Below are 25,707 nucleotides of genomic sequence, written 5' to 3'. Positions count from 1 at the left end.
GCATTCCCTAAACCACCTATGTGGCGACTTCCCTCCGGGAACCCTTGATCGCGCGCAGATTCGACATCCGCCGCAATCGACCTGAAATCCGGGTCCAGCCGCACCGCCGGTTGCGACCTTTCGTTGTGAAAAAAGGGCCTGGCGTTACGGGCTCGCAACCTTGAGGACCAAAAGCCTTGGCACGAATCGCAGGGGTCAACATCCCCACCGCCAAGCGCGTTCCCATCGCGCTCACCTACATCACCGGGATCGGCCGCACGACCGCGCGCGAGATCTGCGATGCCGTCGGCATCGACCAGACGCGCCGCGTCAACGAGCTGTCGGATGCCGAAGTGCTCCAGATCCGCGAGCACATCGACGCGAACCTGACCGTCGAGGGCGACCTGCGCCGCGAGACGCAGATGAACATCAAGCGCCTGATGGACCTCGGCAGCTACCGCGGCCTGCGCCATCGCCGCAACCTGCCGGTCCGCGGCCAGCGCACGCACACCAACGCGCGCACCCGCAAGGGCCCGGCCAAAGCCATCGCCGGCAAGAAGAAATAAGGGAGGGCATCTGAAATGGCACGCGATCGTCGTCCCGCAAAGCGCAAGGTCTCGAAGAACATCGCCGCCGGTGTGGCGCATGTGAACTCGTCCTTCAACAACACCAAGATCCTGATCTCCGACGTTCAGGGCAACGCGATCTCCTGGTCGTCCGCCGGCACCATGGGCTTCAAGGGGTCGCGCAAGTCGACCCCCTACGCCGCCCAGATGGCCGCCGAGGACGCGGGCCGCAAGGCGCAGGAGCATGGCGTCAAGACCATCGAGATCGAGGTTCAGGGCCCCGGCTCCGGCCGTGAAAGCGCCCTTCGCGCGCTCGCGGCCGTCGGCTTCCAGATCACGTCCATCCGCGACGTGACCCCGATTGCCCACAACGGCTGCCGTCCGCCCAAGCGCCGCCGCGTCTGAGGCCACGGAAATCCTACGGCAGGCTGCATCATCCATGCGGCCTGCCGACGTCATTTTGATCCTCGAGCGTGACGCGGATGGATCCCCGCGCCACAGGAATGGAGGCGACGCATGATCCACAAGAATTGGCAAGAGCTCATCAAGCCGACCCAGCTGGTCGTTCAGCCGGGCAACGATCCCGCGCGCAAGGCGACCGTCGTCGCCGAGCCGTTGGAGCGGGGCTTCGGCCTCACGCTCGGCAACGCGCTGCGCCGGGTGCTGATGAGCTCGCTTCAGGGCGCGGCCATCACCAGCGTCCAGATCGACGGCGTGCTGCACGAGTTCTCGAGCGTCGCGGGCGTCCGCGAGGACGTCACCGACATCGTCCTGAACCTCAAGGGCGTCGCCCTGCGGATGGAGACCGAGGGGCCCAAGCGCCTTTCGATCTCGGCGCGCGGCCCCAAGGTCGTGACGGCGGGCGACATCTCGGAAAGCGCGGGCATCGAGGTCCTGAACAAGGACCACGTGATCTGCCACCTCGACGACGGTGCGGACCTCTACATCGAGCTGACGGTGAGCACGGGCAAGGGTTACGTCTCGTCCGACAAGAACCGTCCCGAGGACGCGCCCATCGGCCTCATCCCGATCGACGCGATCTATTCGCCGGTCCGCAAGGTGTCCTACGACGTGCAGCCCACGCGTGAGGGGCAGGTCCTCGACTACGACAAGCTGACGCTGAAGCTGGAAACCGACGGCTCGGTCACGCCCGACGATGCCGTGGCCTATGCCGCGCGCATCCTGCAGGACCAGCTGTCGATCTTCGTCAACTTCGACGAGCCGGAATCGGCCGGCCGCGCGGACGACGAGGACGACCTGGAGTTCAACCCGCTCCTCCTCAAGAAGGTGGACGAGCTCGAGCTTTCGGTGCGTTCGGCGAACTGCCTGAAGAACGACAACATCGTCTATATCGGCGACCTGATCCAGAAGACCGAGGCGGAAATGCTCCGCACTCCGAACTTCGGGCGAAAGTCGCTGAACGAGATCAAGGAAGTGCTTTCGGGCATGGGCCTTCATCTCGGCATGGACATCGTGGATTGGCCGCCCGACAACATCGAGGAACTGGCCAAGAAATACGAAGACAACTTCTGACGGGACGGGGGCTTCGGCCCCCGCACCGCACCCCGCCGCATTCGTCGGCACCCGGGCAATTCCGCCCCAACAAGGATGGGTCCGCAACGCACGGATCCTGGACAAAGCATCAAACGGAGACCTGAATCATGCGCCACGCCCGCGGATATCGCCGCCTGAACCGGACCGCAGAACATCGCAAGTCGATGTTCGCCAACATGGCCGGCTCGCTCATCGAACACGAACAGATCAAGACGACCCTGCCTAAGGCGAAGGAACTGCGCCCTGTGGTGGAAAAGCTGATCACGCTCGCCAAGCGCGGCGACCTGCATGCCCGCCGCCAGGCCGCGGCTCAGCTCAAGCAGGACGCCCACGTCGCCAAGCTGTTCGACATCCTCGGCCCCCGCTACGCCGAGCGTCAGGGTGGCTACGTCCGCGTCCTGAAGGCGGGCTTCCGCTACGGTGACATGGCGCCGATGGCGATCATCGAATTCGTCGAGCGCGACCCCGACGCCAAGGGCGCCGGCGATCGCGCCCGCGTCGAGGCCGAAGAGGCGCTCGGCGACGAGGATTGAGGCGCCCGGCCGTTCCGGCGGCCGCAGCACCGAACCACGATCAACGTCCCCGGCCGGCAGGCCGGGGATTTTGCGTTTCCGGGACCGGCCCCGGCCCCCGGCACGCATTGAAGCCCGCCCTCCGGCAGCGGTAGAGTGACCCCAGCATGACAGACCTCTTCGACAGCGCGCCAAATACCGGGGAGCCGGCGGAAAAGGGCCCGCGTCCGCTTGCGGACCGCCTGCGGCCAAAGCGCCTGTCCGACGTGATCGGGCAGCAGCACCTTCTGGGACCCGAAGGAAGCCTGCGCGTCATGCTGGACGGCGGCGCGCTTCCCTCGCTGGTCTTCTGGGGGCCGCCGGGGGTCGGCAAGACGACCATCGCGCGGCTGCTCGCGGACGAGACGGATCTCCACTTCGTCCAGATCAGCGCGATCTTCACCGGGGTCCCCGAGTTGCGGAAGGTGTTCGAGGCGGCGAGGCATCGCCATGCCAACGGGCAGGGGACGCTTCTGTTCGTCGACGAGATCCACCGCTTCAACAAGGCGCAGCAGGACGGGTTCCTGCCGCACATGGAGGACGGGACGATCCTTCTGGTGGGCGCCACGACCGAGAACCCCTCGTTCGAGCTGAACGCGGCGCTTCTGTCGCGCGCGCAGGTTCTCGTGCTTCAGCGCCTCGCCGACGACGAGCTGACCGCCATGCTGGAGCGCGCCGAGACCGAGATCGGCCGCAGGCTGCCGCTTACCGACGAGGCGCGCCATGCGCTGATCGGCATGGCCGACGGCGACGGGCGCGCGCTTCTCAACCTCGTGGAGCAGATTGCCGGCTGGCAGACGCCCGCCCCGCTCGATGCGGGCGGGCTCGCGCACCGCCTGCAACGCCGCGCGGCGCAATACGACAAGTCGGGCGATGCGCACTACAACCTCATCTCCGCGCTGCACAAGGCGGTGCGCGGCTCGGACCCCGACGCCGCGCTCTACTGGCTTGCGCGGATGCTGGAGGGGGGCGAGGATCCCCGCTACCTCGCGCGGCGCATCACGCGGATGGCGGTCGAGGACATCGGCCTTGCCGACCCGGCGGCGCAGCGCCAGTGCCTCGACGCATGGGAAACCTACGAACGGCTGGGCAGTCCCGAGGGCGAACTGGCGCTGGCGCAGGCGGTCCTCTACCTCGCGCTCGCGCCGAAATCGAACGCGGCCTACGTCGCCTACAAGGCGTCGCGGGCCAGCGCGAGGTCGACGGGCTCGCTGCCGCCGCCCAAGCACATCCTGAACGCGCCCACCAAGCTGATGAAGGACGAGGGTTACGGCGCGGGATACGAATACGACCACGACGCCGAAGAGGGGTTCTCGGGCCAGTCCTACTTCCCCGACAGGATGAGCCGGGCGCAGTTCTACGAGCCTGTCGAACGCGGCTTCGAGCGGGACCTGAAGAAGCGTCTCGACTGGTTCGAGGGCCTGCGCAAGAAGCGGCAGCGTTGACAATGCCCCGCAGCACGCCCATTCCGCGCCCATGATCGCCCCTGTCCTCCAAGTCGCTCTCGGCGGCGCCATCGGCGCGGTGCTGCGCTACCTCACCGGCGTCGGCCTCGTGCGGGCCTTCGGGCATCCGGCGTTCCCGCTGGGCGTCCTGACGGTGAACGTCGCGGGCTCTTTCGCCATGGGGCTGTTCATCGGGCTCGCCGCGCAGCGCGGCCTGACGCACCTGTCGCCCTTCGTTGCGACTGGCATCCTTGGCGGCTTCACCACCTTTTCGGCCTTCTCGCTCGAGGCGGTCACGCTTTACGAACGCGGCGCGGTCGGGCTTGCGGCAGTCTATGTCGCGGCCAATGTCGTGCTGTCCATCGCGGCGCTCTTCGCGGGCCTCGCCCTGTCAAGGAGCGTCCCGGCATGAGCGGCGTCCAGACCGTCACCGTCGCAGAGGGCGAGGGCGACCAGCGCCTCGATCGCTGGCTCAAGCGGCGCTTTCCCCAGATCACGCAAGGCCGCATCGAGAAGGGCTGCCGCAAGGGCGAGATCCGCGTCGATGGCGCGCGCGTGAAACCCGCCACGCGGGTCGAGGCCGGGCAGGCGGTGCGCGTGCCGCCTCTGCCGGACCAGCCGGCGCCGTCCTTCCTCGAGCCGCGGATCTCCGATGCCGACGCCGAGATGATGCGCGCCGCCGTCATCTACCGCGACGACCACCTGATCGCGCTGAACAAGCCGCCGGGCCTGCCGACGCAGGGCGGCAGCGGCCAGACGCGGCATGTCGACGGCCTCGCAGAGGCGCTGAAGTTCGGTCTGTCCGAGAAGCCGCGCCTCGTTCATCGGCTGGACAAGGACACCTCCGGCATCCTCCTGCTCGCGCGGAGCCGCGAAAGCGCCAAGGCCCTGACGGCGGCGTTCCGCGCCCGCGACGCGCGCAAGATCTACTGGGCGGCGGTCGCCGGCGTGCCGCATCCGCGCATGGGCACGATCCGCTTCGGGCTGGTGAAGGCGCCGGGGCACGGCAAGGGCGGCGAGGGCGAGAAGATGCACTGCATCCACCCCGACGAGGTCGAGACGACGCCGGACGCCAAGCGCGCGGTGACGGACTACGCCGTGCTGTCCGCGCTTGGCACGCGCCTCAGCTGGTGCGCGCTGGTGCCCGTCACCGGGCGCACGCACCAGCTGCGCGCGCACATGGCGGAACTGGGCCATCCGATCGTGGGCGACGGCAAGTATGGCGGATCGGGGCAGGAGAACCTCGGCGACGGCTGGGGCGCGCAACTGGGCGGCGAGATGAGCCGCAAGCTGCACCTGCATGCGCGGTCGCTCACGCTCACCCATCCTGTCACCGGCGGCCGGCTGCACCTGACCGCCCCCCTGCCCGAGCACATGGAGCGCACGTGGGCGGCGCTGGAATGGTCGGCGCGCGACGTGCCCGACGATCCCTTCGCGGAGGAGGAATGAGCGTGCTCCGCCTCGTCGTCTTCGACGTGGACGGCACGCTTGTCGACAGCCAGGCCCATATCTGGGCGGCGATGGAACGCGCCTTCGCCTCGATCGGCCATTCTCCCCCGCCGCGCCCGTCCGTCCTCGGCATCGTCGGCCTGTCGCTTCCCGTGGCGATGGCGCGGCTCGCCCCGGACATGCCCGACCGGATCGAGGACCTCGTCGCCGCCTACAAGGCCGCCTTCGCGGCGCTGCGCCAGGATGACGACGGCGCGCTTCTGTCGCCGCTTTTCCCGGGTGCGCGCGATTGCCTCGAGGCGCTCGCCGCCGATCCATGGACGCTTCTGGGCATTGCCACCGGCAAATCGCGGCGCGGCCTCGACCACCTGTTCGAACTGCACGGCTTCGGCGGCCTGTTTCAGACGGTGCAGGTGGCCGACGACCACCCCTCCAAGCCGCATCCCGCCATGCTCGAGGCCTGCCTGCGCGAAACCGGCGCCGACGAGGCGCGATCGGTCATCGTCGGCGACACGACCTTCGACATGGAGATGGGCCGCGCGGCGGGCTTCCGCACCGTGGGCGTGAACTGGGGCTATCACGCCGCGGATGCGCTGCGGGCCGCCGGCGCCGACACGCTGATCGGCGAGTTTTCGGCCTTGCCGTCCGCCATCGAGACGGTTCTACAGGGCCCATGAGCGGCTGGAAGGCGAAACGGTTCTGGAAGGACGTGTCGGTGGCGCGCAACGAGGGCGGCTGGCACGTCCTGCTTGATTCGCGCCCTGTCCGCACGCCCGCAAAGGCCGCGATGGACCTGCCGACCGAAGCCATGGCGCTGGCCGTGGCCGAGGAATGGGCCGCGCAGGAGGGCGACATCGACGCCCTTTCCATGCCCGTCACGCGTTCGGCCAATTCGGCTATCGACCGCGTCGCCCCGCAGCATGACGAGGTGGCGGGGATGCTCGCCGCCTATGCCGAGACGGATCTTCTGTGCCACCGCGCCGAAAGCCCCGAGGCGCTGGCCGAGCGGCAGGCGAAGGGCTGGGATCCCTTGCTGGACTGGGCGGCGGAGGCCCACGGCGCCCGGCTGCTTGCCACGGCTGGCATCCTGCCCGTCGCGCAGCCGGCGGAGTCGCTCGAACGCCTCGCGCTCGGCCTGCGCGCTCTGGATCCGTTCCGGCTGACCGCGCTGCACGATCTCGTGACGCTGTCGGGGTCGCTGATCCTGGGGCTTGCGGTGGCCGGCGGGCGGATCGACGTCGAGGCTGGCTGGCGGTTGAGCCGGATCGACGAGGACTGGCAGATCGAGCAGTGGGGCGAGGACGAGGAGGCCGCGGAAGCCGCCGCCTACAAGTTCGAGCAATTTCGCCACGCCGACAGGTTCTGGCGGCTCTCGGCGGTTTCTTCCTGACGCGGTCCGGCCATCTCCCCGGCTTTATTGCACAAATTGAAGGCATATGCCGGACAACCATGCAAAAACGATGGTGACGCAGGGTTATTTCGGCAAGCGTAGCCCTTGACCTGAGCGGCGCGACCTGCCCATTTTGCGGGCGTTGAGGGGGTTTGCCCCCTCGCGGACGCTTTGACATTGCCCGTCGGGCACAACTACCAAGCCCAAAGGGCAGTCCACCAGGAAGAGGTTAACATGACTAAATCCGTATTTTTCGGCACGCTCGCTGCGGCCGGCCTTCTGGCCGGCGCCGCAGCCGCGCAGTCGACGCTGGAACAGGTGCAGGATCGGGGCTCGCTGAACTGCGGCGTCACCACCGGTCTTGCCGGTTTTGCAGCGCCGGATGCCAGCGGCGAGTGGCAGGGCTTTGACGTCGCGATCTGCCGCGCTGTCGCCGCAGCCGTTCTCGGCGATCCCACGGCGGTCCAGTTCGTTCCCACCACCGGCCAGACGCGCTTCACGGCGCTTGCCTCGGGCGAAATCGACCTGCTCGCGCGGAACACGACCTGGACGTTCAGCCGCGACAACGATCTCAACTTCGAGTTCGTCGGCATCAACTACTATGACGGCCAGGGCTTCATGGTTCCGCGCGACCTCGGCGTCTCGTCGGCCATGGAACTCGACGGCGCAACCGTCTGCATCCAGACCGGCACCACGACCGAGCTCAACCTCGCCGACTTCTTCGCGGCGAACAACATGAGCTACGAGCCCGTCCCGATCGAGACGAACGCCGAGGCGCAGCAGCAGTACCTCGCCGGTGCCTGCGACGTCTACACGACCGACGCATCGGGCCTGGCCGCCACGCGCGCCACGTTCGAGGATCCCTCGGCGCACGTCATCCTTCCCGAGATCATCTCGAAGGAGCCGCTCGGTCCGCTCGTTCGCCACGGCGACAACGAGTGGGGCGACATCGCCCGCTGGACGCTGAACCTGCTGATCGCGGCCGAAGAGTACGGCGTCACGTCGGCCAACGTCGCCGAACTGGCCGAGGGCACGAACAACCCCGAGATCAACCGTATGCTCGGCACCGAGGGTGACCTCGGCGCGATGATCGGGCTCGACACCGACTGGGGCGTCCGCGTCCTGTCGTCGGTCGGCAACTACGGCGAGATCTTCGAAAGCAACATCGGCGAGAACACCCCGATCGGTCTGGCGCGCGGTCTGAACGCGCAGTGGACCGAAGGCGGCCTGCTCTACTCGCCGCCGTTCCGCTAAGAGAAAACGGAAGGGGCGCGGCGCAAGTCCGCGCCCCTTTCCGCCTCGAAGCGACGGTCGCCCGGCAGGGACGGGCGCGCGGCCTGAGGGACAGCCGCATCGCGAGAGGCTCTTCAAGAAAGACAGGGGGCTGACCGACATGGCGACACTGACCGACCCGCCGCGAGAGGGCTTTCGTCCAAGCCAGTTGATCTACGACACGCGCTACCGGTCGCTGACGATCCAGGTTGTCGCGTTCATCCTGATCATGTCGGGCTTCGTGTGGCTCGCCAACAACACGGTCCAGAACCTCGCCGCGCTGGGCAAGGATTTCGACTTCGGCTTCCTGGGAAGCCGCGCCGGCTACGACATCAACCAGCGCCTCATCGAATACTCGAACGCCTCGACACATGGCCGCGCGGCCCTTGTCGGCATCCTCAACACACTTCTGATCGCCGTGCTCGGCTGTGCGATGGCCACCATCCTCGGCGTCATCGCCGGCGTGCTGCGCCTGTCGAAGAACTGGCTGATCGCCAAGCTGATGGCCGTCTATGTCGAGGGCTTCCGCAACATTCCCCTCCTGTTGTGGATCCTCGTGATCTTCGCCGTGATGACCGAAGCGACGCCGCAGCCGCGCGAGTTCCGCGAGGGCGGCAGCGCCTCGATGGTGCTGTTCGACAGCGTCGCCGTGTCCAACCGGGGCATCTACATCCCGAACGTGCAGTTCGCGCGCTCGCTCGGCGGCAACGAGATCGCCGCCGTGCAGGAAGAGGCCGCGCCGGAACCTTCGGCCGCCACGGGCCTTGTCGGAACCTATGGCGGCAGCCGCATCGCCACGGGCGGCGCGGGCGTGTCGACCGGTCAGAACGACGACGGCGCGAACGCCGCCGCCGCGCGGGCGGGCGACGGCGACGGCGCCACGACCGCCGCAGGCGAAAGCGTCCCCTCGGCGTCCTTCGCCGACTGGGCGCTGATCATCGGCGTTTTCGTGGCCGGCATCGTGAGCGCGCGCGCGATCTCACGGTGGGCGACGAAACGGCAGGAAGCCACCGGCGTCCGGCCCTCGGGCGCGGTCTGGATGCAGGTGGGCGTGATCTTCCTGCCGGTGATCGCGGTCCTCGTGGCGCTTGGCGCGCAATTCGACTATCCGCGCCTGTCGGGCTTCAACTTCGACGGCGGCATCCACCTCAGGAACTCGCTCATCGCATTGTGGTTCGCGCTGTCGCTCTATACCGGCGCCTTCATCGCCGAGATCGTGCGCGGCGGCATCCTCGCGGTGTCCAAGGGCCAGACCGAGGCGGCCTTCGCCCTGGGGCTGCGGCCGAACCGGACGATGAACCTCGTGATCCTGCCCCAGGCGCTTCGCGTGATCATTCCGCCGCTGATCTCCCAATACCTGAACCTGACCAAGAACTCGTCGCTCGCCATTGCGGTCGGCTACATGGACGTGCGCTCGACGCTGGGCGGCATCACCATCAACCAGACCGGGCGCGAGCTGGAGGGGATGCTTCTTCTGGGCCTGTTCTACCTCGCGACGTCGCTGGTGATCTCGGGCGCGATGAACGTCTACAACAACTCCGTCAAGCTGAAGGAGCGCTAGGATGAGCGGTCCGAACGAGCTTGTGGCCACGATCTGCCGGAAGGAGCGGAACTGATGTCTGACACCCACGCGCAGACCGTCGCCTATGTCCGCGACACGATGCTTCCCCAACAGACGCCCCCGCCCACCGCGGCCGGGGCGATCAAGTGGCTGCGCGAGAACCTGTTCTCGTCATGGCTGAACGCGCTTCTGACCGTCGTGTCGATCTACGTCATCTACTGGGTCGTCAGCCATATCGCGGGCTGGATGTTCTACGGCATCTGGGACGCCTCCAGCCTTTCGGAGTGCCGCGAGATCCGCAACCAGCTTTACGGGGAAGGCAGCAACGTCGCCTGCTGGGCGGTCCTGACCGATCGCTGGGACCAGCTCATGTTCGGCTTCTACCCGCCCGAGCTTTACTGGCGCCCGGTGCTCGCGCTGTTCGTGTTCCTGCTCGCGATCTCGCCAGTCCTTTATGACGGTCTGCCGCGCAAGCTGATCTACTTTACCGCCGTCTCGCCCTTCGTGCTGTTCTTCCTGCTCTGGGGCGGCACGATCTGGGGGCCGATCGCGGTTGCCCTCGGCTTCGTGCTGGGCTGGGCCGCGTTCCGCTTCGGCAGCCCGGTTCTGGGATCGCTCGGCGCGACCATCGCGGCCTTCGTCGTGCCGATCCTCTACTGGCTGCTGGCCGCGGGCCCCATCGCCGGCGCGCTGGGCAGCGTCATCCCCATCGGCATCGAGTTCGTGCCCTCCGACGACTTCGGCGGCTTCATGCTGGCCTTCGTGATCGGCATCGCGGGCATCATCCTGTCGCTGCCGCTTGGCATCGTGCTGGCCCTCGGACGCCAGTCCGACCTGTTCATCATCAACAAGTTCAGCGTCATCTTCATCGAGGTGATCCGTGGCGTCCCGCTGATCGTGTGGCTGTTCACCGCCTCGCTCCTGCTGAACTACTTCCTGCCGCCGGGAACCAACTTCGACCTGATGCTGCGGGTCATCATCATGGTGACGCTCTTCGCCTCGGCCTACATCGCCGAGGTGGTGCGCGGCGGCCTCGCGGCGCTTCCGAGGGGCCAGTACGAAGGGGCCGACAGCCTCGGCCTCGACTACTGGCAGTCGATGCGGCTGATCATCCTGCCGCAGGCGCTGAAGATCTCGATCCCCGGCATCGTCTCGACCTTCATCGGCCTGTTCAAGGACACGACGCTCGTCGTATTCATCGGCCTGCTGGACCCCGTCGGCCTGTCCAACGCCATCCGGGCGACCACGGACTGGAATGGCATCTACTGGGAATTGTTCATCTTCATCGGGCTCTGCTTCTTCGTCTGCTGCTACGCAATGAGCCAGTATTCGCAATGGCTGGAGCGCAAGCTCCGGACCGATCACCGCTAAGGAGGCCGACCCATGGCTGAGGCACGAACGAACATGACCGAAGAGCGCGCGATCGACCGCTCCCAGATGAAGGTCTCCGACGAGGTGGCCATCGAGATCTCTGGCATGAACAAGTGGTACGGCACGTTTCACGTCCTGCGCGACATCAACCTGACGGTGAACCGCGGCGAGCGTATCGTGATCTGCGGGCCGTCGGGCTCGGGCAAGTCCACGCTGATCCGCTGCATCAACGCGCTGGAGGAGCACCAGCAGGGCTCGATCACGGTCGACGGGACGCTCCTGTCGAACGACCTGAAGAACATCGACCGGATCCGTTCGGAGGTCGGCATGGTGTTCCAGCACTTCAACCTGTTCCCGCACCTGACCATCCTGGAAAACTGCACGCTCGCTCCGATCTGGGTGCGCAAGACGCCCAAGCGCGAGGCCGAGGAAACGGCGATGTATTTCCTCGAGAAGGTGAAGATCCCGGAGCAGGCCAACAAGTATCCCGGCCAGCTTTCCGGCGGCCAGCAGCAGCGCGTCGCGATCGCCCGTTCGCTTTGCATGCGGCCGCGGATCATGCTGTTCGACGAGCCGACATCGGCGCTCGATCCCGAGATGATCAAGGAGGTGCTGGACACGATGATCCAGCTCGCCGAGGACGGGATGACGATGCTCGTCGTGACGCACGAGATGGGCTTCGCGCGGCAGGTGGCGAACCGGGTCATCTTCATGGACCAGGGCCAGGTCGTCGAGCAGAACGAGCCCGAGGAGTTCTTCAACAACCCGCAGTCGGAGCGGACGCAGCTGTTCCTGAGCCAGATCCTCGGTCACTGAGCGATCCGTCCGGCGGGCGGACGGCGAAAGGGCCGCAAGGGGCATCGAGCCCCTTGCGGCCCTTGGCCTTCCGGCCTCGCGTATTTGGGGAAAGATGAAGGGCGGAGGCGCTCAGTCGGGGTCCGGCAGCTCGCGCGGGACCGCGAAGGCTGCCACCTCGCCGGTGCCGGGGGTCACGTCGGCCCATGTCCGGGCTGGCAGGCGCAGCACGAGCGTGGCCCCCGTGGGGTAGACGCCGAATTTCGGGTGGTCCGGCGGCGTGGCGCAGAGCGAGCGGGCCAGAGAGCCGATGCCCGGATTGTGGCCGATGACGGCGAGGCTTGCGGCCTCGGTGTCGCGCATCGCGTTCAGGATGGCCGCGGGCGAGGCGAGGTAGAGACCGCGGGTATGGACCGGTTCGGGGGGATCGGGCAGCCGCGACGCGATGCCCTCCCAGGTTTCGCGGGTCCGCCGCGCGCTCGAGCACAGCACCGCCTGGGGGAGAAAGCCCCGAGCCGCGAGCCATGCGCCGATGCGCGGGGCGCTGGCGCGGCCACGCTCGTTGAGGGGGCGGTCGTGGTCCTCGAGGCCGGGGTGGTCCCAGTCGGACTTGGCGTGGCGGATGAGGATGAGCGTGAGGGTCATGTGCGCCTCGGGCCCGGCGAGGGCGTCAGGGGTGGAACCGGCGCATGTGATAGGCCGACTGGTCGGGCGATCGTCCATAGCCTTCGCTGACCGGGCAGGCCCGGCGGACGCGGCAGCCCCGGTCGAGGCAGTCGGCGCCGGGATCGGTGTCGAGGAAGGCATGGCAGGCCTGCGTGTCGTAGCCCGCGGCAGATAGCGCGCCGACCGGGCAGGCTGTGAGGCAGGGGCGCTCGCAGTCGGCGCAGGGCGCCTCGGGCGGGGGCGGCGGCAGGTCGATGCGGCGCCTCAGCCCGAGTGCGCCGCGATAGGAGACCATGAGGCCCGCCCGGTCGTGGACGAGGAATTGCACCGGGCTTTCCCAGGCGCGGCCCGAGCGTTTCGCCCAGGCGATGAAGGGATGCCAGGGCGGCCCGGCGAAGGGGAAGAGCGCCTTGCCGCCGAGGTCGCAGGCCATGCCGCCGATCACGCGCCGCGACCAGCGATCCATCGGATCTGGCGCGCCGTCGGTGAATTCGGGCTCAGAGGTGACGTGGGCCCAGAAGCCCGGCTCGCCGGGACCGAGGAGCAGCAGGGTCTCGACGCCGTCGGGCGCGTGGTCGTCGGGGCCGGGATGGAACGCGCCGAAGATCTCGAGGCGGTGCGCGGCGGCCCGCGCCGCGATGTCGGCGTAATCGGTCGAGGTTCCGTCCTCAGGCACGGATCATCGATCCCGCGCCGTGCTCGGTGAAGAGTTCCAGCAGGACGGCGTTCGCCACGCGGCCGTCGACGATGGTGCAGGCCCGCACGCCGTTGCGGACCGCGTGAAGCGCGGTTTCCGTCTTGGGGATCATGCCGCCGGAGATGACGCCCTGCGCCGTCATCTCCTCGACCTCGGCGGCGGTGAGCGCGGTGACGACCTCGCCCGAGGCGTCCTTGACCCCGGCCACGTCGGTCAGCAACAGCAGGCGGTCGGCCTTGAGGGCCGCGGCGAGAGCGCCGGCAGCGGTGTCGCCGTTGATGTTGTAGGTCTCGCCGTTGCGGCCCGCGCCGAGGGGGGCCACCACCGGGATCATGTCGTCGCCGAAGAGGTTGAGAAGCACGGCCGGGTTGACCTCGGTGGGGTCGCCGACGAAGCCGAGCGCGGGATCGGCGGGGTCGCAGGTGATGAGACACGCATCCTTGCCGGACAGGCCGACGGCCTTGCCGCCCTGCGCGTTGATCGCCTGAACGATGCGCTTGTTGACGCGACCCGAGAGAACCATCTCGACGACCTCGACCGTGGCGGCATCGGTGACGCGCTTGCCCTTCACGAAGTCCGAGACGATGCCGAGCTTGCCCAGCATCTCGTTGATCATGGGCCCGCCGCCGTGGACGACGACCGGGTTCACGCCAACCTGGCGCAGCAGCACGATGTCCCGCGCGAAGCTGGCCATCGCCTCGTCGTCGCCCATCGCGTTGCCACCGAATTTCACCACGACGATCGCGCCGGCGAAGCGCTGCAGGTAGGGGAGCGCCTCGCTGAGGGTGCGCGCGGTGGCGATGTAGTCGCGGGTCATGGTCTGTTTCTTCATCGGCGGCATCCGGGAGGCGCGGTCCGAGGCGCGCGTCCTGCATCAATAGGCGAGCGCCGCGCGGGTGTGAAGCGGCGCCTTCGCGTATTTGGGGAAAGATGAAGCGGATCAGGCCAGATCGGCGACGATGGCGCGCAGGGTGGCGATGCCTTCGCCCTTCTCCGACGAGGTGAGCACCATCTCGGGGAAGGCGGCCGGGTGGCGGGCCAGCCTTTCGCGCACCTGGGCCAGGATGCGGTCGCGGTCCTTGTCCCGGACCTTGTCGGCCTTGGTCAGGACGACCTGGAAGGGGACGGCGGAGGTGTCGAGAAGGCTCATGATCTCCTCGTCCACGGCCTTGATGCCGTGGCGCATGTCGATCAGCACGAAGGCGCGGCGCAGCGTGGCGCGGCCCGCGAGGTAGGCCTTCAGCAGGGCCTGCCACTTCCGGACGACCTCGACCGGGGCCTCGGCGAAGCCATAGCCGGGCAGGTCCACGAGGTAATGGCTGCCGGTGAGGGTGAAATAGTTGATTTCCTGCGTGCGGCCGGGTGTGTTCGAGGTGCGCGCAAGCGCGCGCCTTCCGGTGAGCGCGTTGATCAGCGTCGATTTCCCGACGTTCGAGCGTCCGGCGAAGCAGACCTCGGCACGGTCGGCGGGGGGCAGGCCGTCCATCGCGACCACGCCCTTCAGGAACTCGGCCCCCTGCGCGAAGAGGAGGCGTCCGCGTTCTGCCGCGGTCTCGTCGGGCGGATCGGCGAGGGGGAAGGGAAGAGACGTCATGCGAGGCCCGCCGTGTCGCCGACCGCGACCCTGCCGCCCTTGCGGACCATGGCGTAGACGCCGAATTCGGTGTGGCCCCAGCCCTCCTCGAGGGTGGCGAGCGTGGCGGCATCTCGGTAGCCGGTCTCGGGGTTGGCCTCGGTTGCGCGGCAACGTCCGATGGGTTCGATCACCTCGAGCTCGGCCTCGCCGATCTTCAGCCGCTGTCCCACGAGGTCGAATTCCTCCCATGGGGCGAGGCCGTCGAGCCAGAGGTTGCCACGGAACCGGCGCGGATCGAGCGCGCGGCCCATGCGCTGCGAGAGGGCGCGGAGCGAGGCCTCGTTCAGGATGGAGGCCGAGGCGAAGGGAGCGTCGGTCATGCCCGTCACCGGCGCCCGGACGAGGGCCGCGGGCGGTCTGCGGTCGGCGGGATAGATCGGCCGCAGCCAGTCGAAGAGCGCGCGCGCGGCGCCGGCGTCCTCGGGGTCGATCGCGATCTCGGGGCGGTCGGGATGCGCCAGCCGGATCGTGCTGCCCTCGACCCGTGCGGTCACGGCCATCAGCGACGGCCCCTTTGCGCCGCGCAGGAAGTTGCGGCAGGAGCGCCAGCCCTCGCCACCCTCGCCGCCTTCCTCGAGCACCGCCCAGGCGCGGTCCATCGGCAGCGGACGGTCGGCCTCGAGCCCGACGTGATCGAGCGGTTCCGCCCCGATGCCCTTGATCGGATGGCGCCAGATCTGCGCCAGGTGCCCGATCGCCCCGCGCGTCGTCACTTGCCCTCGCGGCCCTTGCGCCGGAAGCTCGCCTTGATGTTGCCGAAAAGGTCCGGCGAATAGCCGTGACGGCGCATGATGATGTACTGCTGGGTGAAGGTCAGCGTGTTGTTGGCGATCCAGTAGACGAGAAGCCCGCTGGCGAAACCGCCGAGCATGAACATGAACACCCAGGGCAGCCAGGCGAAGATCGCCGCCTGCGTCGGGTCGGTTGGCTGCGGGTTCAGCTTCTGCTGCAGCCACATCGAGATCCCGAGCAGGATCGGCAGGATGCCGATGAAGATCAGCGACAGGATGCTGGACGGATCCGGCGCTTCGATCGGCAGGAGGCCGAAAAGGTTGATGATCGACGAGGGGTCGGGCGCAGACAGATCGCGGAGCCAGCCGAAGAAGGGCGCGTGGCGCAGCTCGAGCGTGACGAAGATCACCTTGTAAAGCGAGAAGAAGATCGGGATCTGCAGGAGGATCGGCAGGCAGCCCGCGGCGGGGTTCACCTTCTCCTTCTTGTAGAGCTCCATCATTTCCTGCTGGAGCTTCTGGCGGTCGTCGCCGGCGCGCTCCTTGATCTTCTCCATCTCGGGCTGCAGCTCGCGCATCCGGGCCATCGAGGCGTAGGACTTGTAGGCGAGCGGGAAGAGCACCGTCTTGACGATGAGCGTCAGCGCGATGATCGCGAGGCCCATGTTGCCGATGGCGAGGTTCAGGTTGTGAAGGAGCCAGAACATCGGCTTGGTCAGGAAGTAGAACCAGCCCCAGTCGATGGAATCGATGAAGCGGTCGACGCCCTCGGCCTCGTAGTCCCGGATCGTCTGCCATTCCTTGGCGCCTGCGAAGAGTTGCGTCGTGACCTCGCCGGTGGCGCCCGGAGCGACCGAGACGACGGGCAGGCGCGCTTCGGTCTGGTAGATGTCGGCCGACGCGACGTAACGGGTCACGGAGGTGAAGGGCTGGCCGGAGCCGGGGATGAGCGTCGTCATCCAGTATTTGTCGGTGAAGCCGATCCAGCCGTTCTGTTCGACCGGAATGACCTCGGCCTGCGCGCGCTCGCGGTCCACGAAGTCAAGCTCGGTGACGTTGTCGTAGGAGATCTCGTCAAGCTGGCCGTCGACCTTGCGCACCACCCCTTCGTGCAGGATGAAGAAATTCTGCAGGTCGTCGGGCAGGCCGTGGCGGGCCACGATGCCGTAGGGGGCGAGGCGCACGGGCGCGCCGCCGTTGTTCTCGACCTCCTGGGTCACACGGAACATGAAGTCGTCGTCGACGCTGATCGTGCGGCGGAAGACGAGGCCGTTTCCGTTGTCCCACGCCAGCGTCACCGGGGTGTCGGGGGTCAGGGTCTCGCCGCTCTCGAGCCGCCAGGGGGTGTCGGCGCCGGGCACGTCCTCGAAGGCGAGGTCGCCGGCCGGCGCCCAGCCGTAGAGCGCGTAGTAGGGCTCGGCCCCGCCGGTGGGGGCGAGGAGCCGGACGATCGGCGAGTCGGGCGCGATCGTCTCGAAGTAGGTGCGCAGCGAGAGGTCGTCGATGCGGCCGCCGCGAAGCGAGATCGACCCTTCGAGCGAGGGCGTCTCGATCGCGATGCGCGCCGCCTCTTCCAGCGCCACCTCGGTCATCTCGGTGTCCGTGGGGGCTGCCACGGTCTCGGTGCCGGCGGAGGGCGGCGGGAGCGCGATGTCGGCACCGTCCTGAAGCACGGTCTCCGTGCCGACGGCGTTCGGGTCCTCGATCGGCTCGGGCGGAGGGAACAGGAGGAACCACACGAGTATGACCACCATGCTCAAAGCGGTGGCGAGGATCAGGTTGCGGTTCTGATCGTCCATGGCGCCCAATTTCCTCTGTCTGAAGTCACGAGGGTTCAACAGAAGGGGCACCCAAAGGTCAAGGGGCGTTTTGGCCCATGACCCATGGGTGTGAGGGGCACTGCGGGAGGCGTGACGGGACCGGCCGGCAAGCCCTTGGGAAGGCTCACTCGGCCGGGCGCAGGAGCGGCGCCGGGCCTTCATGCCGCAGCGGCGGCGCGGCGCGTTTGGCAAGCCACGAAAGCGTCTCGGCCAACGGCATCGGCTTGCCTATGGCGAAGCCCTGCAGGTAGCCGCATCCCATGGCGCCGAGCGTCTCGGCCTCCTGGGGCGTTTCCACGCCTTCGGCCAGCGTGACCAACCCCATTTCGCGCGCCATCGAGACGATGGCGGCGACCATCGCCTTCTGGCCCTCGTCGATGTCGATGCCGATCACGAAGGAGCGGTCGATCTTGATGCGTTCCACGCCGAAGCGCCGGATCGACATGAGCGAGGCCTGCCCGACGCCGAAATCGTCGAGGTCGATGCCGACGCCCTTTTCGCGCAGGGCGGCAAGGGTGGTGACGATGCTGTCGTCGCGAGCCGTGGCCGCGACCGTCTCCAGCACCTCGACCACGAGGCGCTCGGGCGCGACGTCGTGGCGGTCCAGCTCCCAGGCGACCTGCTCGGCGTAGTTGGTGCCGCGCAGCTCCTCGGGTGCCGCGTTTACCGAGACGGTGATGCCGACGGCACCTGCGCGGTCCCAGTGCCGCAGCGCGTCGAGCGCGCCCTCGCGCATCGTGCGTCCGAGCGCGTCGAGGCGCCCCGCCTCGGCGACCGCACCGAGGAAGCTTGACGGGCCGAGCAGGCCGAGCGTCGGGTGCTGCCAGCGCGCCAGCGCCTCGAACCCGGTCAGCGCCCCGTTGCGCGCGTCGACCTGCGGCTGGAACCACGGCCGGATCGCGCCGGTGACAAGCGCCTCCGCGACCTCCTCGGCCAGGGGCGTGCCGTCGGTCCGGTCCGGGTCGCGGCCCGGCACGTGGGCGCGCACCGAATTGGGCCCGGCGGTGCGCGCCTCCTTCAGCGCGGCCTCGGCGCCTGCGACCGTCGCGGCGGCGGGGGACAGGCCGGATGCGGCGGCGTCCCGGCCCGTGAAGCGCAGCGCGGCGTGCCCGGCCGAGGCAGTGATCCGGATGGCGGCGCCGCCGATGGCGATTGGCTCCGCGATCGCGGCGCGCAACCGGTCGCACAGCTCGTCCCGGATGCCGAGGCGGGCGGCGGGGATGGGATGAAGGACGATGCCGAATCGTCCCTGGCCAAGGTCGGCGAGGAGATCGTCGTGCCGCAGGGTCGCGCGAAGCCTGGCGGCGCAGCGCCGGTGGACGTCTTCCGCGCCTTCGCGGCCCAGCCGTTCCGAAAGCTCTGTCCAGTCGTCGATGGCCAGCACGAGGCAGGCGGTGTCCATCTCGTCCATCGCCCAGACCTGGCGCAACATCCCGGCCATCGCCTCGCGGCCCGGCCGGCCGTCGGTCCCGGCCTCATCTGCAAGTGCACCCTCCACCGCGCCGCCGAGGTTCAGCAGCACGAGAAGCGCGGGCAGGACGAGCGCGGACATCAAGACGGCATCGGGACCGCCGATCTCCTGCGAGACGAGCACGAGGATCGGAAACAGCACGAGCACCTCCGTCCGGGCCAGCAGCGCGCGAAGATGCCGCGGCCACCGTGCAAGCCTGCCTTGCGCCCTCCCGCCCATCACTCGCCCTCGCGCCCTGCCGTTCGATGCGACGCGCGTGTCGGGGACTGCGGCGTCCGGGCCTCGCTACCGGCAAATGGCTGACGGCGGCTTAACCGGTGGCGGTGCGATCGTTCGAATTGTCGCCATCGCGCCGGAGCCCGGCGAAATCGAACAGCTCCGGATCCAGAAGATGCGACGGCCGCGCGTTCATCAGCGCCGAGAACATCTTGCCGCGCCGGCCGGGAACCTTCGCCTCCCAATCGTCCAGCATCCGCTTGATCGCCTGGCGCTGCAGGCCGTCCTGGCTGCCGCAGAGGTCGCAGGGGATGATCGGATACTCCATCGCCCGCGCGAAGCGCTCGCAATCGTCCTCGGACACATGGGCGAGCGGGCGCAGCACGAAGAGATCGCCTTCGTCGTTCCGCAGCTTCGGCGGCATCGTGGCCAGCTTTCCGCCGTGAAAGAGGTTGAGAAAGAACGTCTCCAGGATGTCGTCGCGGTGATGGCCGAGAACCACGGCCGAACATCCTTCCTCGCGCGCGACACGGTAGAGGTTGCCCCGCCTCAACCGCGAGCAAAGCGCGCAGTAGGTCCTGCCCTGCGGCACCTTGTCGACGACGATGGAATAGGTATCCGCGTACTCGATGCGGTGCGGCACGCCCATCCTCTCGAGGAAGTCCGGCAGCACCGTCGCGGGAAACCCCGGCTGCCCCTGGTCGAGGTTGCAGGCCAGAAGATCCACGGGCAGCACGCCGCGCCACCGCAGCTCCGTCAGCGCGGCCAGAAGCGTGTAGCTGTCCTTGCCCCCCGACAGGCACACAAGCCATTTCTCGCGCGGTGCGTCGGGCGCGCGCCGCTCGACCATGCCGTAGCGGTCGATCGCCTCGCGGGTGTCCCGGATGATGCGCTTGCGCAGCTTGCGGAACTCGGTCGTGCGCGGGGCGCCGTGGAAAAGCGGGTGGATGTCGTCTGCGTCGTCGAGCATCAGGGGGGCCTCGTCCTTTGCGACGGACCTAGCCGATCGCCTGCCGCTTGGGAAGCGCCCCGGCCTCGCGGCGCCTGCGTCGGGGCAGGCCTCACGGGCGCTTTGAAGGACCCTGTTCCGGCGGGACGTTGTCGATGCCGCTGCCGCCCCAGGGGTGGCAGCGCGCGATGCGCCGGACCGTCAGCCAGCTGCCGCGAAGCGCGCCGTGCCGCTCGAGCGCTTCCATCGCGTAGGCTGAGCATGTGGGCTGGTAGCGGCAGGAATGGCCGACCCACGGGCTGAGCAGCAGCCGGTAGAGGCGGACGGGCAGCGAGACGACGAAGGCCAGCGGGGTCATCGGTGAACGCTCCTCAGCGCGCGGACGAGGTCCTCCTTCATCGCGGCGAAGTCGCGGACGGCGGTCTCGTCCTTCCTGCCGACCAGGACGTAATCCCATCCCGGCCTGCCTTCAACGGGCAGGACCGCGCGCGCGATTTCGCGCAGCCGCCGCTTGGCGCGGTTTCGCGCCACGGCGTTCCCGACCTTCTTGGAACAGGTGAAGCCGACGCGGATCCCCGTCGCCGGCTCGTCCTCGTGCCGGGGTCGGGCCTGCAGCATGAAGGCGGCGGTGCCCGCGCGCCGGGCCTTGGCCGCGCGCAGGAAATCGGACCGCTTCTTCAGGACGGAAATGCAAGAAGCCCCCGTCGACGTGTCGGTCGGCGGAGGCGTGTCGGGCGCCATGGCGCCGGGGCAGTCGCGTGCGATCAGGCGCTCAGCGACTTGCGGCCGCGTGCGCGGCGTGCGTTGAGGATCTTGCGGCCGGCCTTGGTGGCCATGCGTGCACGGAACCCGTGGCGCCGCTTGCGCACCAGGTTCGAGGGCTGGAATGTCCGCTTCGACATCGTCTCGCTCCGTCAGTCTCGGGGCCGGATCGCACGTTTGCGCGGATCGACGGCCCGGGTATCTCCGATGAAGACCGGGCATTACGGATTCGCCACGCCCCTGTCAACACGTGCCGTGCACTTCGGGCTTGCCGCGAGACGTTTGATAACGCAACTGTTGCGTATCGCAAAGAGCACCCGACGGACGCATGGAACCAGCCGCCCACTACGAGCCGCGCAGGGCCGACGTCCGGGACGTCCCGGCGATCCGGGCGCTAATCAGCCGTGCGATCGCCGAAAGCTACGCGGATCATTACGTGCCGGCGGCCATCGCCTTCTTCCAGGAGTTCCACAGCAACGCCGCGATCGAGGCGCGGCAGAAGCGTGGCACCGTCCTTCTGATCGAGGAGCGCGAGCTGCCGATCGCCACCGGCACGCTGGACGGCTCGGAGATCGTCGGTCTGTTCGTCGCGCCCGAGCGCCGCGGGCAGGGGCTTGGCAGCATCCTGATGGCGGCGCTCTTCACCGAGGCGCGCGCCCGGGGCCTGCGCCGTATCGAGCTGAGCGTGTCGCGTCCGTCCTACGCCTTCTACGAGCGCCTCGGCTTCGAGATCGGCGCATCGCGCGAGACCGTGCTCGCGTGCGGCGGCACCGTCCCCTACTGGACTGCGGGCAAGGATGTCACGGGGCATTAGGCCCGAATCGGCGAAGGCCGGCGCGGCGCGAGGCGCGTCAGGCAGGGCGATGATCGGGGGAAGTGGCGCACCGGGGAGGATTCGAACCCCCGACCCCTTGATTCGTAGTCAAGTACTCTATCCAGCTGAGCTACCGGTGCGTGGGGCGTGGATGTAACCGCCCCCGGAGGTCAGCGCAAGGGGGTTTCCCGACGAAGGCGCCGGGGCGGCGTCCGCGACGCTCAGGCCGCCAGTCCGGCGGGCAGGTGGATCGCGAAGACCGTACCTTCGGGCCCCGTCGAGACAAGCTCCAGCCGGCCGCCATGGCCGCGCACGATCTCGGCCGCGATGGCCAGTCCAAGGCCCGACCCGCCCTTGCGCACCCCCCCGTGGAACGGCTTGAACAGGTGCTCGAGCGCCTTCTTCGGAAGGCCCGGCCCTGTGTCGGAGACCTTCACGCACCAGCCCGCGTCCCCCTCCCGGCCGACGATGCGGATCTCGCCCGCCTTGCCCGTGGCCGCGATCGCCTGCCGCGCGTTGCGCACGAGGTTCGACAGGACGCGGTGCAGCTGCTCGGGGTCGGCGCGCAGGGCCAGCCCGGCGGGCATGTCGCAGACATAGTCGATGTCGGCGTCCTCGGGGGCGGTGAGCTTCTCGTTCTCGATCACGTCCTCGACGATCCCGGCCAGCCGCACGCGCTCCAGTTTCGGCGCCGGCTCTTCGGCGCGGCCGAAGGCGAGGGTGGATTCCGTCAGGTTCACGGCGCGGGTCAGCGAGGCGAGGATCTTGGGCGTGGTGCGCTGCACCGTCGGGTCGGTGGACCCCTCCAGGCGGTCGGCCATCAGCGTCGTCACCGACAGGATGTTGCGCAGGTCGTGGCTGATCTTGGCGACAGCCTCGCCCAGCTGCGCAAGGCGCTCGCGCTGGCGCAGCGCGCCGGTCAGCTGGGTCTGCAGCGATTGCAGCGCCGTCTCGGCCTCGCGCAGCTCGCGGACGCTGCCGCGCGGCTCGATGATGCGCGAGGCGTCGTCGGGCGCCTCGGCGTAAGAGGTCATGTGCCCCACCACGCGCCGGATCGGCAGGACCAGCAGGCTGCGAACGGCGATGAACAGCAGCGCCGCGGTGAAGATCGAGATGATCGCCGACAGCGCCAGGATGCGCAGGCCGTAGTCGATCATCGCGTCGCGAAGCGGCCCCGAGGGCATGGTGATCTCGATCAGCAGCCCCGCCTCGTTCACCGGCTGGCCGATGACCCGGATCGTTTCCTCGCCGGGAGTGACGAGCCGGCTCATGGCGTCCCGGATCAGCGTCCACGCCGTGGGGTCGCGCAGGTCGAAGCTGTGCGCGACGGGGGTCATCCGGTCGCTCGAAAGGATCAGCTGCCGCGTCGCGTCGCGCAGCAGGACGACGTTCAGCACCTCGGCGTTCTTGAGAAGCTCGTATTCGAGGTCGTCGTCGATCATCCCGTCGGTCGCCAGAAGCGCGAGCGAGGCGATCTGCGCGCGCTCCAGCCGGGCGAGCAGGTAATCCTCGCGGAAGCGCGCGATCGAGGGGACGAAGATGAACACCTCGGCCAGCATCACGAAGATGACGGTCAGGATCAGGAAACGTCCCGAAAGTGAGTTCACCACGCGCAGCCGGCCTTTCCGAGCCTCAGGGAACCACGCGCTGCACCAACCGGACGATCCGCTTGACCAGCGCGCTGTCGAACAGCCTGGGCGAGAAGTAAGCGCCCGCCGCCCTTTTGTTAATCTCTCCCAAGGTCGGATAGGGCGCAACCATGCCGGCGATGGCGGACATCTTCAGATTGGCGGAGATGGCAAGGGCCCAGGTCTGGATCAACTCTCCGGCCTGCGGGCCGACGATGGTGGCGCCGACCGGGCGGCCCTTGACCACCATGACCTTGACGAAGCCCCGCGCCTGGCCGGTGGCGATGGCGCGGTCGTTGTGGTCGAAACCTGCCCTCGCCACGAACAGGCCCTTGCCATGGGCCTTGCGCGCCTCCGCCTCGGTCAGGCCGACCTGCGCAAGCTCGGGGTCCGTGTAGGTGACGCGCGGGATGTGCGACGTGCGGGCCTTCGCGGGCAGGCCGAACAGCATCGGGCGGATGATGACGCCCGCATGGTAGCCCGCGACATGGGTGAACTGAAGCCCGCCCGCCGCGTCGCCGACCGCATAGACGCGCCTGTTGGTCGAACGCAGGCCGCGATCCACGGTCACGCCCTTGCGGTCGTATCCGACATGCGCCTTGTCGAGGTCGAGCGTATCGACCGCCGCCTGACGGCCCACCGCGACCAGAAGGTGCGACCCCTCGAAGCGCCGCCCGTCCCCGGTTTCCAGCGCGATGGCGCCCTCGCCGCCCGTGACCCGGGCAACCTGCGCGCCCTCCACGATCTCGATCCCCTCGCCGCGCAGCGCCTCCAGCACCAGCGCAGAGGCCTCGGGGTCGTCCTTCGACAGCGCGCGGTCGCCCTCGAGCACCGTGACCTCGCAGCCGAGGCGGCGATGCGCCTGCGCCATCTCCATGCCGATGGGGCCGCCGCCGACGATCAGAAGATGACGCGGCCGCTCGCGCAGGTCGAAGATCGTCTCGTTGGTCAGGTAGGGCACCTCGGACAGGCCGTCGATCGGCGGCACGAAGGGCCGCGAGCCCGTGGCGACCACGAAGCGGCGCGCGCGGATGCGGTGGGGGCCCGCCTCGACCTCGGTTTCCGAGACGAAGCGCGCGCGCTCGCGCAGGACCCTGACGCCGAGACCCTCGAACCGCTCCTGGCTGTCGGCGGGCGCGATGGCGGCGATCGCCCGGGCGACGTGATCCTTGGCCGCCGCGAAATCCGTGGCGGGATCGTGGCCCGCGGTGCCGAAGGCGCCCTGCGCGGTCTCGTGCGCCTTGTGGCCCGCAGCGAGCAGCGCCTTTGACGGCACGCAACCGTAGTTCAGGCAGTCGCCGCCCATCCTGTGCCCCTCGATCAGGACGACGCGCGCGCCCATCTGCACCGCCCCCGCCGCGACGGACAACCCGCCGGAGCCTGCGCCGATGATGCAGATGTCGGTTTCGATGCGGGACATGGGAGCGCCTTTCGGTCGGAGATCGGGGGTCAAAGCCCGCGCGTGCCACGCACCAGCTTCAGCAGGACGGGCATCAGCGCAAGCGCGCAGAGCCCGAGGATCGGCAGCAGGATCTGCGGCTCGAAGATGATCCCGAGGTTGGGCGTCTCGCCGCGCGCGAACACCTCGCCGAGGCCGGCGCCCACGGAGGTGTAGACGACGGCGCCCGGCATGATGCCGAGGAAGGTCGAGGCGACGTAGCGGCGCAGCGGCACGTCGAGGAAGGCCGGGACGAGGTTCGCCACGAAGAACGGCACGACCGGCACGAGGCGGATCACGAACAGCATCGACCACTGGTTCTCGTCGATGCCGTCCTTGATCTTCTTCACCACGCCCTCCGATCCCTCGAGGCGTTCGGCGAGGCGCGAGCCCACGCTCGTGCGGGCGGCGAGGAAGATGGCCGTGGCGCCGATCGTGGCGGCGGTGACGTTGAACAGCGCGCCGGGAAACGTCGCGAACAGGAACCCGCCCGTCAGCGTCGCGACCGTGGCGCCGGGCAGCGAGAAGGCGACGATCAGTGCGTAGAGGCCGATGAAGGCGGCCACGGTCAGCGGATAGTTGGCGTCGCGGAACGCCAGCAGGTCCTCGCGGTTCGCGGCCAGCGTCTCGAATCTCAGGTAGTCGCCGAACAGCCACCACCCCAGTGCGGCGCCAAGGGCGATGGCGAGGATCGGCGCGAGGCGCGCAAGGCTGGATCTGCGGGTTTCGGTCACGGCGTCGGACATGGCTGCACTTTCGCTTGGTCTTGGCAAGTAGATGCGCCATGCGGCCCGGCGGCGACAGGGGTCTCACGGGCGAGTGAAGCAGCGTGACGCAGCCGGCCGATTTCGTGACGTGACACGGCCGCAAGCGTAACAAATCCCGCCCGGACGCGGCCGGGGCGGGGCGAAGTGAAATGTAGTCCTCGCGGCCTTGCGGGCGGCGC

Annotated in this window: 28 protein-coding genes and 1 tRNA gene; 14 read left to right on the top strand and 15 right to left on the bottom strand. The window is 68.6% G+C overall.

Annotated features, from left to right (window positions below; genetic code table 11):
- Positions 1–176 precede the first annotated feature (176 nt).
- The 13 genes from rpsM to P6F26_RS17410 all read left to right on the top strand — a co-directional run bounded on the left by rpsM (position 177) and on the right by P6F26_RS17410 (position 11,954).
- A complete protein-coding gene (rpsM, locus tag P6F26_RS17470; protein ID WP_278029991.1) occupies positions 177–545 on the top strand; it encodes a 30S ribosomal protein S13 in 369 nt (122 codons plus the stop codon).
- A 15-nt stretch (positions 546–560) separates the two neighbouring features.
- Positions 561–950 carry a 30S ribosomal protein S11 gene (rpsK, locus tag P6F26_RS17465; protein WP_278029990.1) on the top strand — a complete coding sequence of 130 codons (390 nt, stop codon included), beginning with the start codon at positions 561–563 and terminating at the stop codon, positions 948–950.
- A gap of 111 nt (positions 951–1,061) precedes the next feature.
- Positions 1,062–2,078, top strand: a complete 1,017-nt coding sequence (locus tag P6F26_RS17460; protein ID WP_278029989.1) for a DNA-directed RNA polymerase subunit alpha — start codon at positions 1,062–1,064, stop codon at positions 2,076–2,078.
- Between the two features lie 128 nt (positions 2,079–2,206).
- Positions 2,207–2,632 (top strand): 50S ribosomal protein L17, encoded by a 426-nt coding sequence (gene rplQ / locus P6F26_RS17455; protein WP_278029988.1) that lies wholly within the window; start codon positions 2,207–2,209, stop codon positions 2,630–2,632.
- Between the two features lie 146 nt (positions 2,633–2,778).
- The gene (locus P6F26_RS17450; RefSeq protein ID WP_278029987.1) at positions 2,779–4,095 is read left to right on the top strand and encodes a replication-associated recombination protein A; all 1,317 of its coding nucleotides are present in this window, start codon (positions 2,779–2,781) and stop codon (positions 4,093–4,095) included.
- A 31-nt stretch (positions 4,096–4,126) separates the two neighbouring features.
- Positions 4,127–4,507 (top strand): fluoride efflux transporter CrcB, encoded by a 381-nt coding sequence (gene crcB / locus P6F26_RS17445; protein ID WP_278029986.1) that lies wholly within the window; start codon positions 4,127–4,129, stop codon positions 4,505–4,507.
- Positions 4,504–5,544, top strand: coding sequence for an RluA family pseudouridine synthase (locus P6F26_RS17440; RefSeq protein ID WP_278029985.1), 1,041 nt, complete (start codon positions 4,504–4,506; stop codon positions 5,542–5,544). Before crcB ends, P6F26_RS17440 begins: the two co-directional genes overlap by 4 nt.
- A complete protein-coding gene (locus P6F26_RS17435; RefSeq protein ID WP_278029984.1) occupies positions 5,541–6,221 on the top strand; it encodes an HAD-IA family hydrolase in 681 nt (226 codons plus the stop codon). The genes P6F26_RS17440 and P6F26_RS17435 overlap by 4 nt, the downstream gene beginning before the upstream one ends.
- Positions 6,218–6,934 carry an ATP12 family chaperone protein gene (locus P6F26_RS17430; protein WP_278029983.1) on the top strand — a complete coding sequence of 239 codons (717 nt, stop codon included), beginning with the start codon at positions 6,218–6,220 and terminating at the stop codon, positions 6,932–6,934. Before P6F26_RS17435 ends, P6F26_RS17430 begins: the two co-directional genes overlap by 4 nt.
- Before the next feature lie 234 nt (positions 6,935–7,168).
- Complete coding sequence (locus tag P6F26_RS17425; protein WP_278029982.1) at positions 7,169–8,188, top strand: amino acid ABC transporter substrate-binding protein; 1,020 nt, start codon at positions 7,169–7,171, stop codon at positions 8,186–8,188.
- Positions 8,189–8,327: 139 nt separating this feature from the next.
- Positions 8,328–9,767, top strand: coding sequence for an amino acid ABC transporter permease (locus P6F26_RS17420; protein WP_278029981.1), 1,440 nt, complete (start codon positions 8,328–8,330; stop codon positions 9,765–9,767).
- A gap of 54 nt (positions 9,768–9,821) precedes the next feature.
- Positions 9,822–11,138 carry an amino acid ABC transporter permease gene (locus P6F26_RS17415; RefSeq protein ID WP_278029980.1) on the top strand — a complete coding sequence of 439 codons (1,317 nt, stop codon included), beginning with the start codon at positions 9,822–9,824 and terminating at the stop codon, positions 11,136–11,138.
- Positions 11,139–11,150: 12 nt separating this feature from the next.
- Positions 11,151–11,954 carry an amino acid ABC transporter ATP-binding protein gene (locus P6F26_RS17410; protein WP_278029979.1) on the top strand — a complete coding sequence of 268 codons (804 nt, stop codon included), beginning with the start codon at positions 11,151–11,153 and terminating at the stop codon, positions 11,952–11,954.
- Positions 11,955–12,065: 111 nt separating this feature from the next.
- Here P6F26_RS17410 and P6F26_RS17405 read toward each other — a convergent pair whose 3' ends face one another.
- The 11 genes from P6F26_RS17405 to rpmH all read right to left on the bottom strand — a co-directional run bounded on the left by P6F26_RS17405 (position 12,066) and on the right by rpmH (position 21,021).
- On the bottom strand, positions 12,066–12,578 hold the full coding sequence (locus P6F26_RS17405) for a SixA phosphatase family protein (RefSeq protein WP_278029978.1): 513 nt from the start codon (positions 12,576–12,578) through the stop codon (positions 12,066–12,068).
- A gap of 25 nt (positions 12,579–12,603) precedes the next feature.
- Positions 12,604–13,275: a ferredoxin gene (locus P6F26_RS17400; RefSeq protein ID WP_430736761.1), complete on the bottom strand. Its 672-nt coding sequence runs from the start codon at positions 13,273–13,275 to the stop codon at positions 12,604–12,606.
- On the bottom strand, positions 13,268–14,128 hold the full coding sequence (gene argB / locus P6F26_RS17395) for an acetylglutamate kinase (RefSeq protein WP_278029977.1): 861 nt from the start codon (positions 14,126–14,128) through the stop codon (positions 13,268–13,270). The genes P6F26_RS17400 and argB overlap by 8 nt, the downstream gene beginning before the upstream one ends.
- A gap of 108 nt (positions 14,129–14,236) precedes the next feature.
- Positions 14,237–14,890 (bottom strand): ribosome biogenesis GTP-binding protein YihA/YsxC, encoded by a 654-nt coding sequence (gene yihA, locus P6F26_RS17390; protein ID WP_278029976.1) that lies wholly within the window; start codon positions 14,888–14,890, stop codon positions 14,237–14,239.
- Entirely contained in the window at positions 14,887–15,645 is a 759-nt protein-coding gene (locus P6F26_RS17385) for an MOSC domain-containing protein (protein WP_278029975.1), read from the bottom strand. The genes yihA and P6F26_RS17385 overlap by 4 nt, the downstream gene beginning before the upstream one ends.
- Positions 15,642–17,462, bottom strand: coding sequence for a membrane protein insertase YidC (yidC, locus tag P6F26_RS17380; protein WP_278029974.1), 1,821 nt, complete (start codon positions 17,460–17,462; stop codon positions 15,642–15,644). Before yidC ends, P6F26_RS17385 begins: the two co-directional genes overlap by 4 nt.
- A 145-nt stretch (positions 17,463–17,607) precedes the next feature.
- Positions 17,608–19,095 (bottom strand): GGDEF domain-containing phosphodiesterase, encoded by a 1,488-nt coding sequence (locus tag P6F26_RS17375; RefSeq protein WP_278029973.1) that lies wholly within the window; start codon positions 19,093–19,095, stop codon positions 17,608–17,610.
- A 169-nt stretch (positions 19,096–19,264) separates the two neighbouring features.
- Positions 19,265–20,140, bottom strand: coding sequence for a tRNA 2-thiocytidine(32) synthetase TtcA (ttcA, locus tag P6F26_RS17370; protein WP_278029972.1), 876 nt, complete (start codon positions 20,138–20,140; stop codon positions 19,265–19,267).
- Between the two features lie 91 nt (positions 20,141–20,231).
- Positions 20,232–20,477, bottom strand: a complete 246-nt coding sequence (yidD, locus tag P6F26_RS17365) for a membrane protein insertion efficiency factor YidD (RefSeq protein WP_278029971.1) — start codon at positions 20,475–20,477, stop codon at positions 20,232–20,234.
- Entirely contained in the window at positions 20,474–20,860 is a 387-nt protein-coding gene (gene rnpA / locus P6F26_RS17360; RefSeq protein ID WP_278029970.1) for a ribonuclease P protein component, read from the bottom strand. The genes yidD and rnpA overlap by 4 nt, the downstream gene beginning before the upstream one ends.
- Positions 20,861–20,883: 23 nt before the next feature.
- Complete coding sequence (rpmH, locus tag P6F26_RS17355; protein WP_025311815.1) at positions 20,884–21,021, bottom strand: 50S ribosomal protein L34; 138 nt, start codon at positions 21,019–21,021, stop codon at positions 20,884–20,886.
- A 188-nt stretch (positions 21,022–21,209) separates the two neighbouring features.
- Between rpmH and P6F26_RS17350 the strand changes: the two genes are divergently transcribed.
- Entirely contained in the window at positions 21,210–21,695 is a 486-nt protein-coding gene (locus tag P6F26_RS17350; RefSeq protein ID WP_278029969.1) for a GNAT family N-acetyltransferase, read from the top strand.
- A 63-nt stretch (positions 21,696–21,758) separates the two neighbouring features.
- Here the strand turns inward: P6F26_RS17350 and P6F26_RS17345 are convergent.
- The 4 genes from P6F26_RS17345 to P6F26_RS17330 form a co-directional block, all read right to left on the bottom strand.
- A tRNA-Arg gene (locus tag P6F26_RS17345) sits at positions 21,759–21,835 on the bottom strand.
- Positions 21,836–21,916: 81 nt separating this feature from the next.
- Complete coding sequence (locus P6F26_RS17340) at positions 21,917–23,305, bottom strand: sensor histidine kinase (RefSeq protein WP_278029968.1); 1,389 nt, start codon at positions 23,303–23,305, stop codon at positions 21,917–21,919.
- Positions 23,306–23,327: 22 nt separating this feature from the next.
- Positions 23,328–24,743: a dihydrolipoyl dehydrogenase family protein gene (locus tag P6F26_RS17335; RefSeq protein WP_278029967.1), complete on the bottom strand. Its 1,416-nt coding sequence runs from the start codon at positions 24,741–24,743 to the stop codon at positions 23,328–23,330.
- A 29-nt stretch (positions 24,744–24,772) separates the two neighbouring features.
- Positions 24,773–25,507: a TVP38/TMEM64 family protein gene (locus tag P6F26_RS17330; protein ID WP_278029966.1), complete on the bottom strand. Its 735-nt coding sequence runs from the start codon at positions 25,505–25,507 to the stop codon at positions 24,773–24,775.
- Positions 25,508–25,707: the final 200 nt, after the last annotated feature.

This window comes from Roseicyclus salinarum (assembly GCF_029624655.1).
Classification (GTDB): Bacteria; Pseudomonadota; Alphaproteobacteria; order Rhodobacterales; family Rhodobacteraceae; genus Roseibacterium; species Roseibacterium salinarum.
This window is presented reverse-complemented; position numbering and strand designations above follow the sequence as displayed.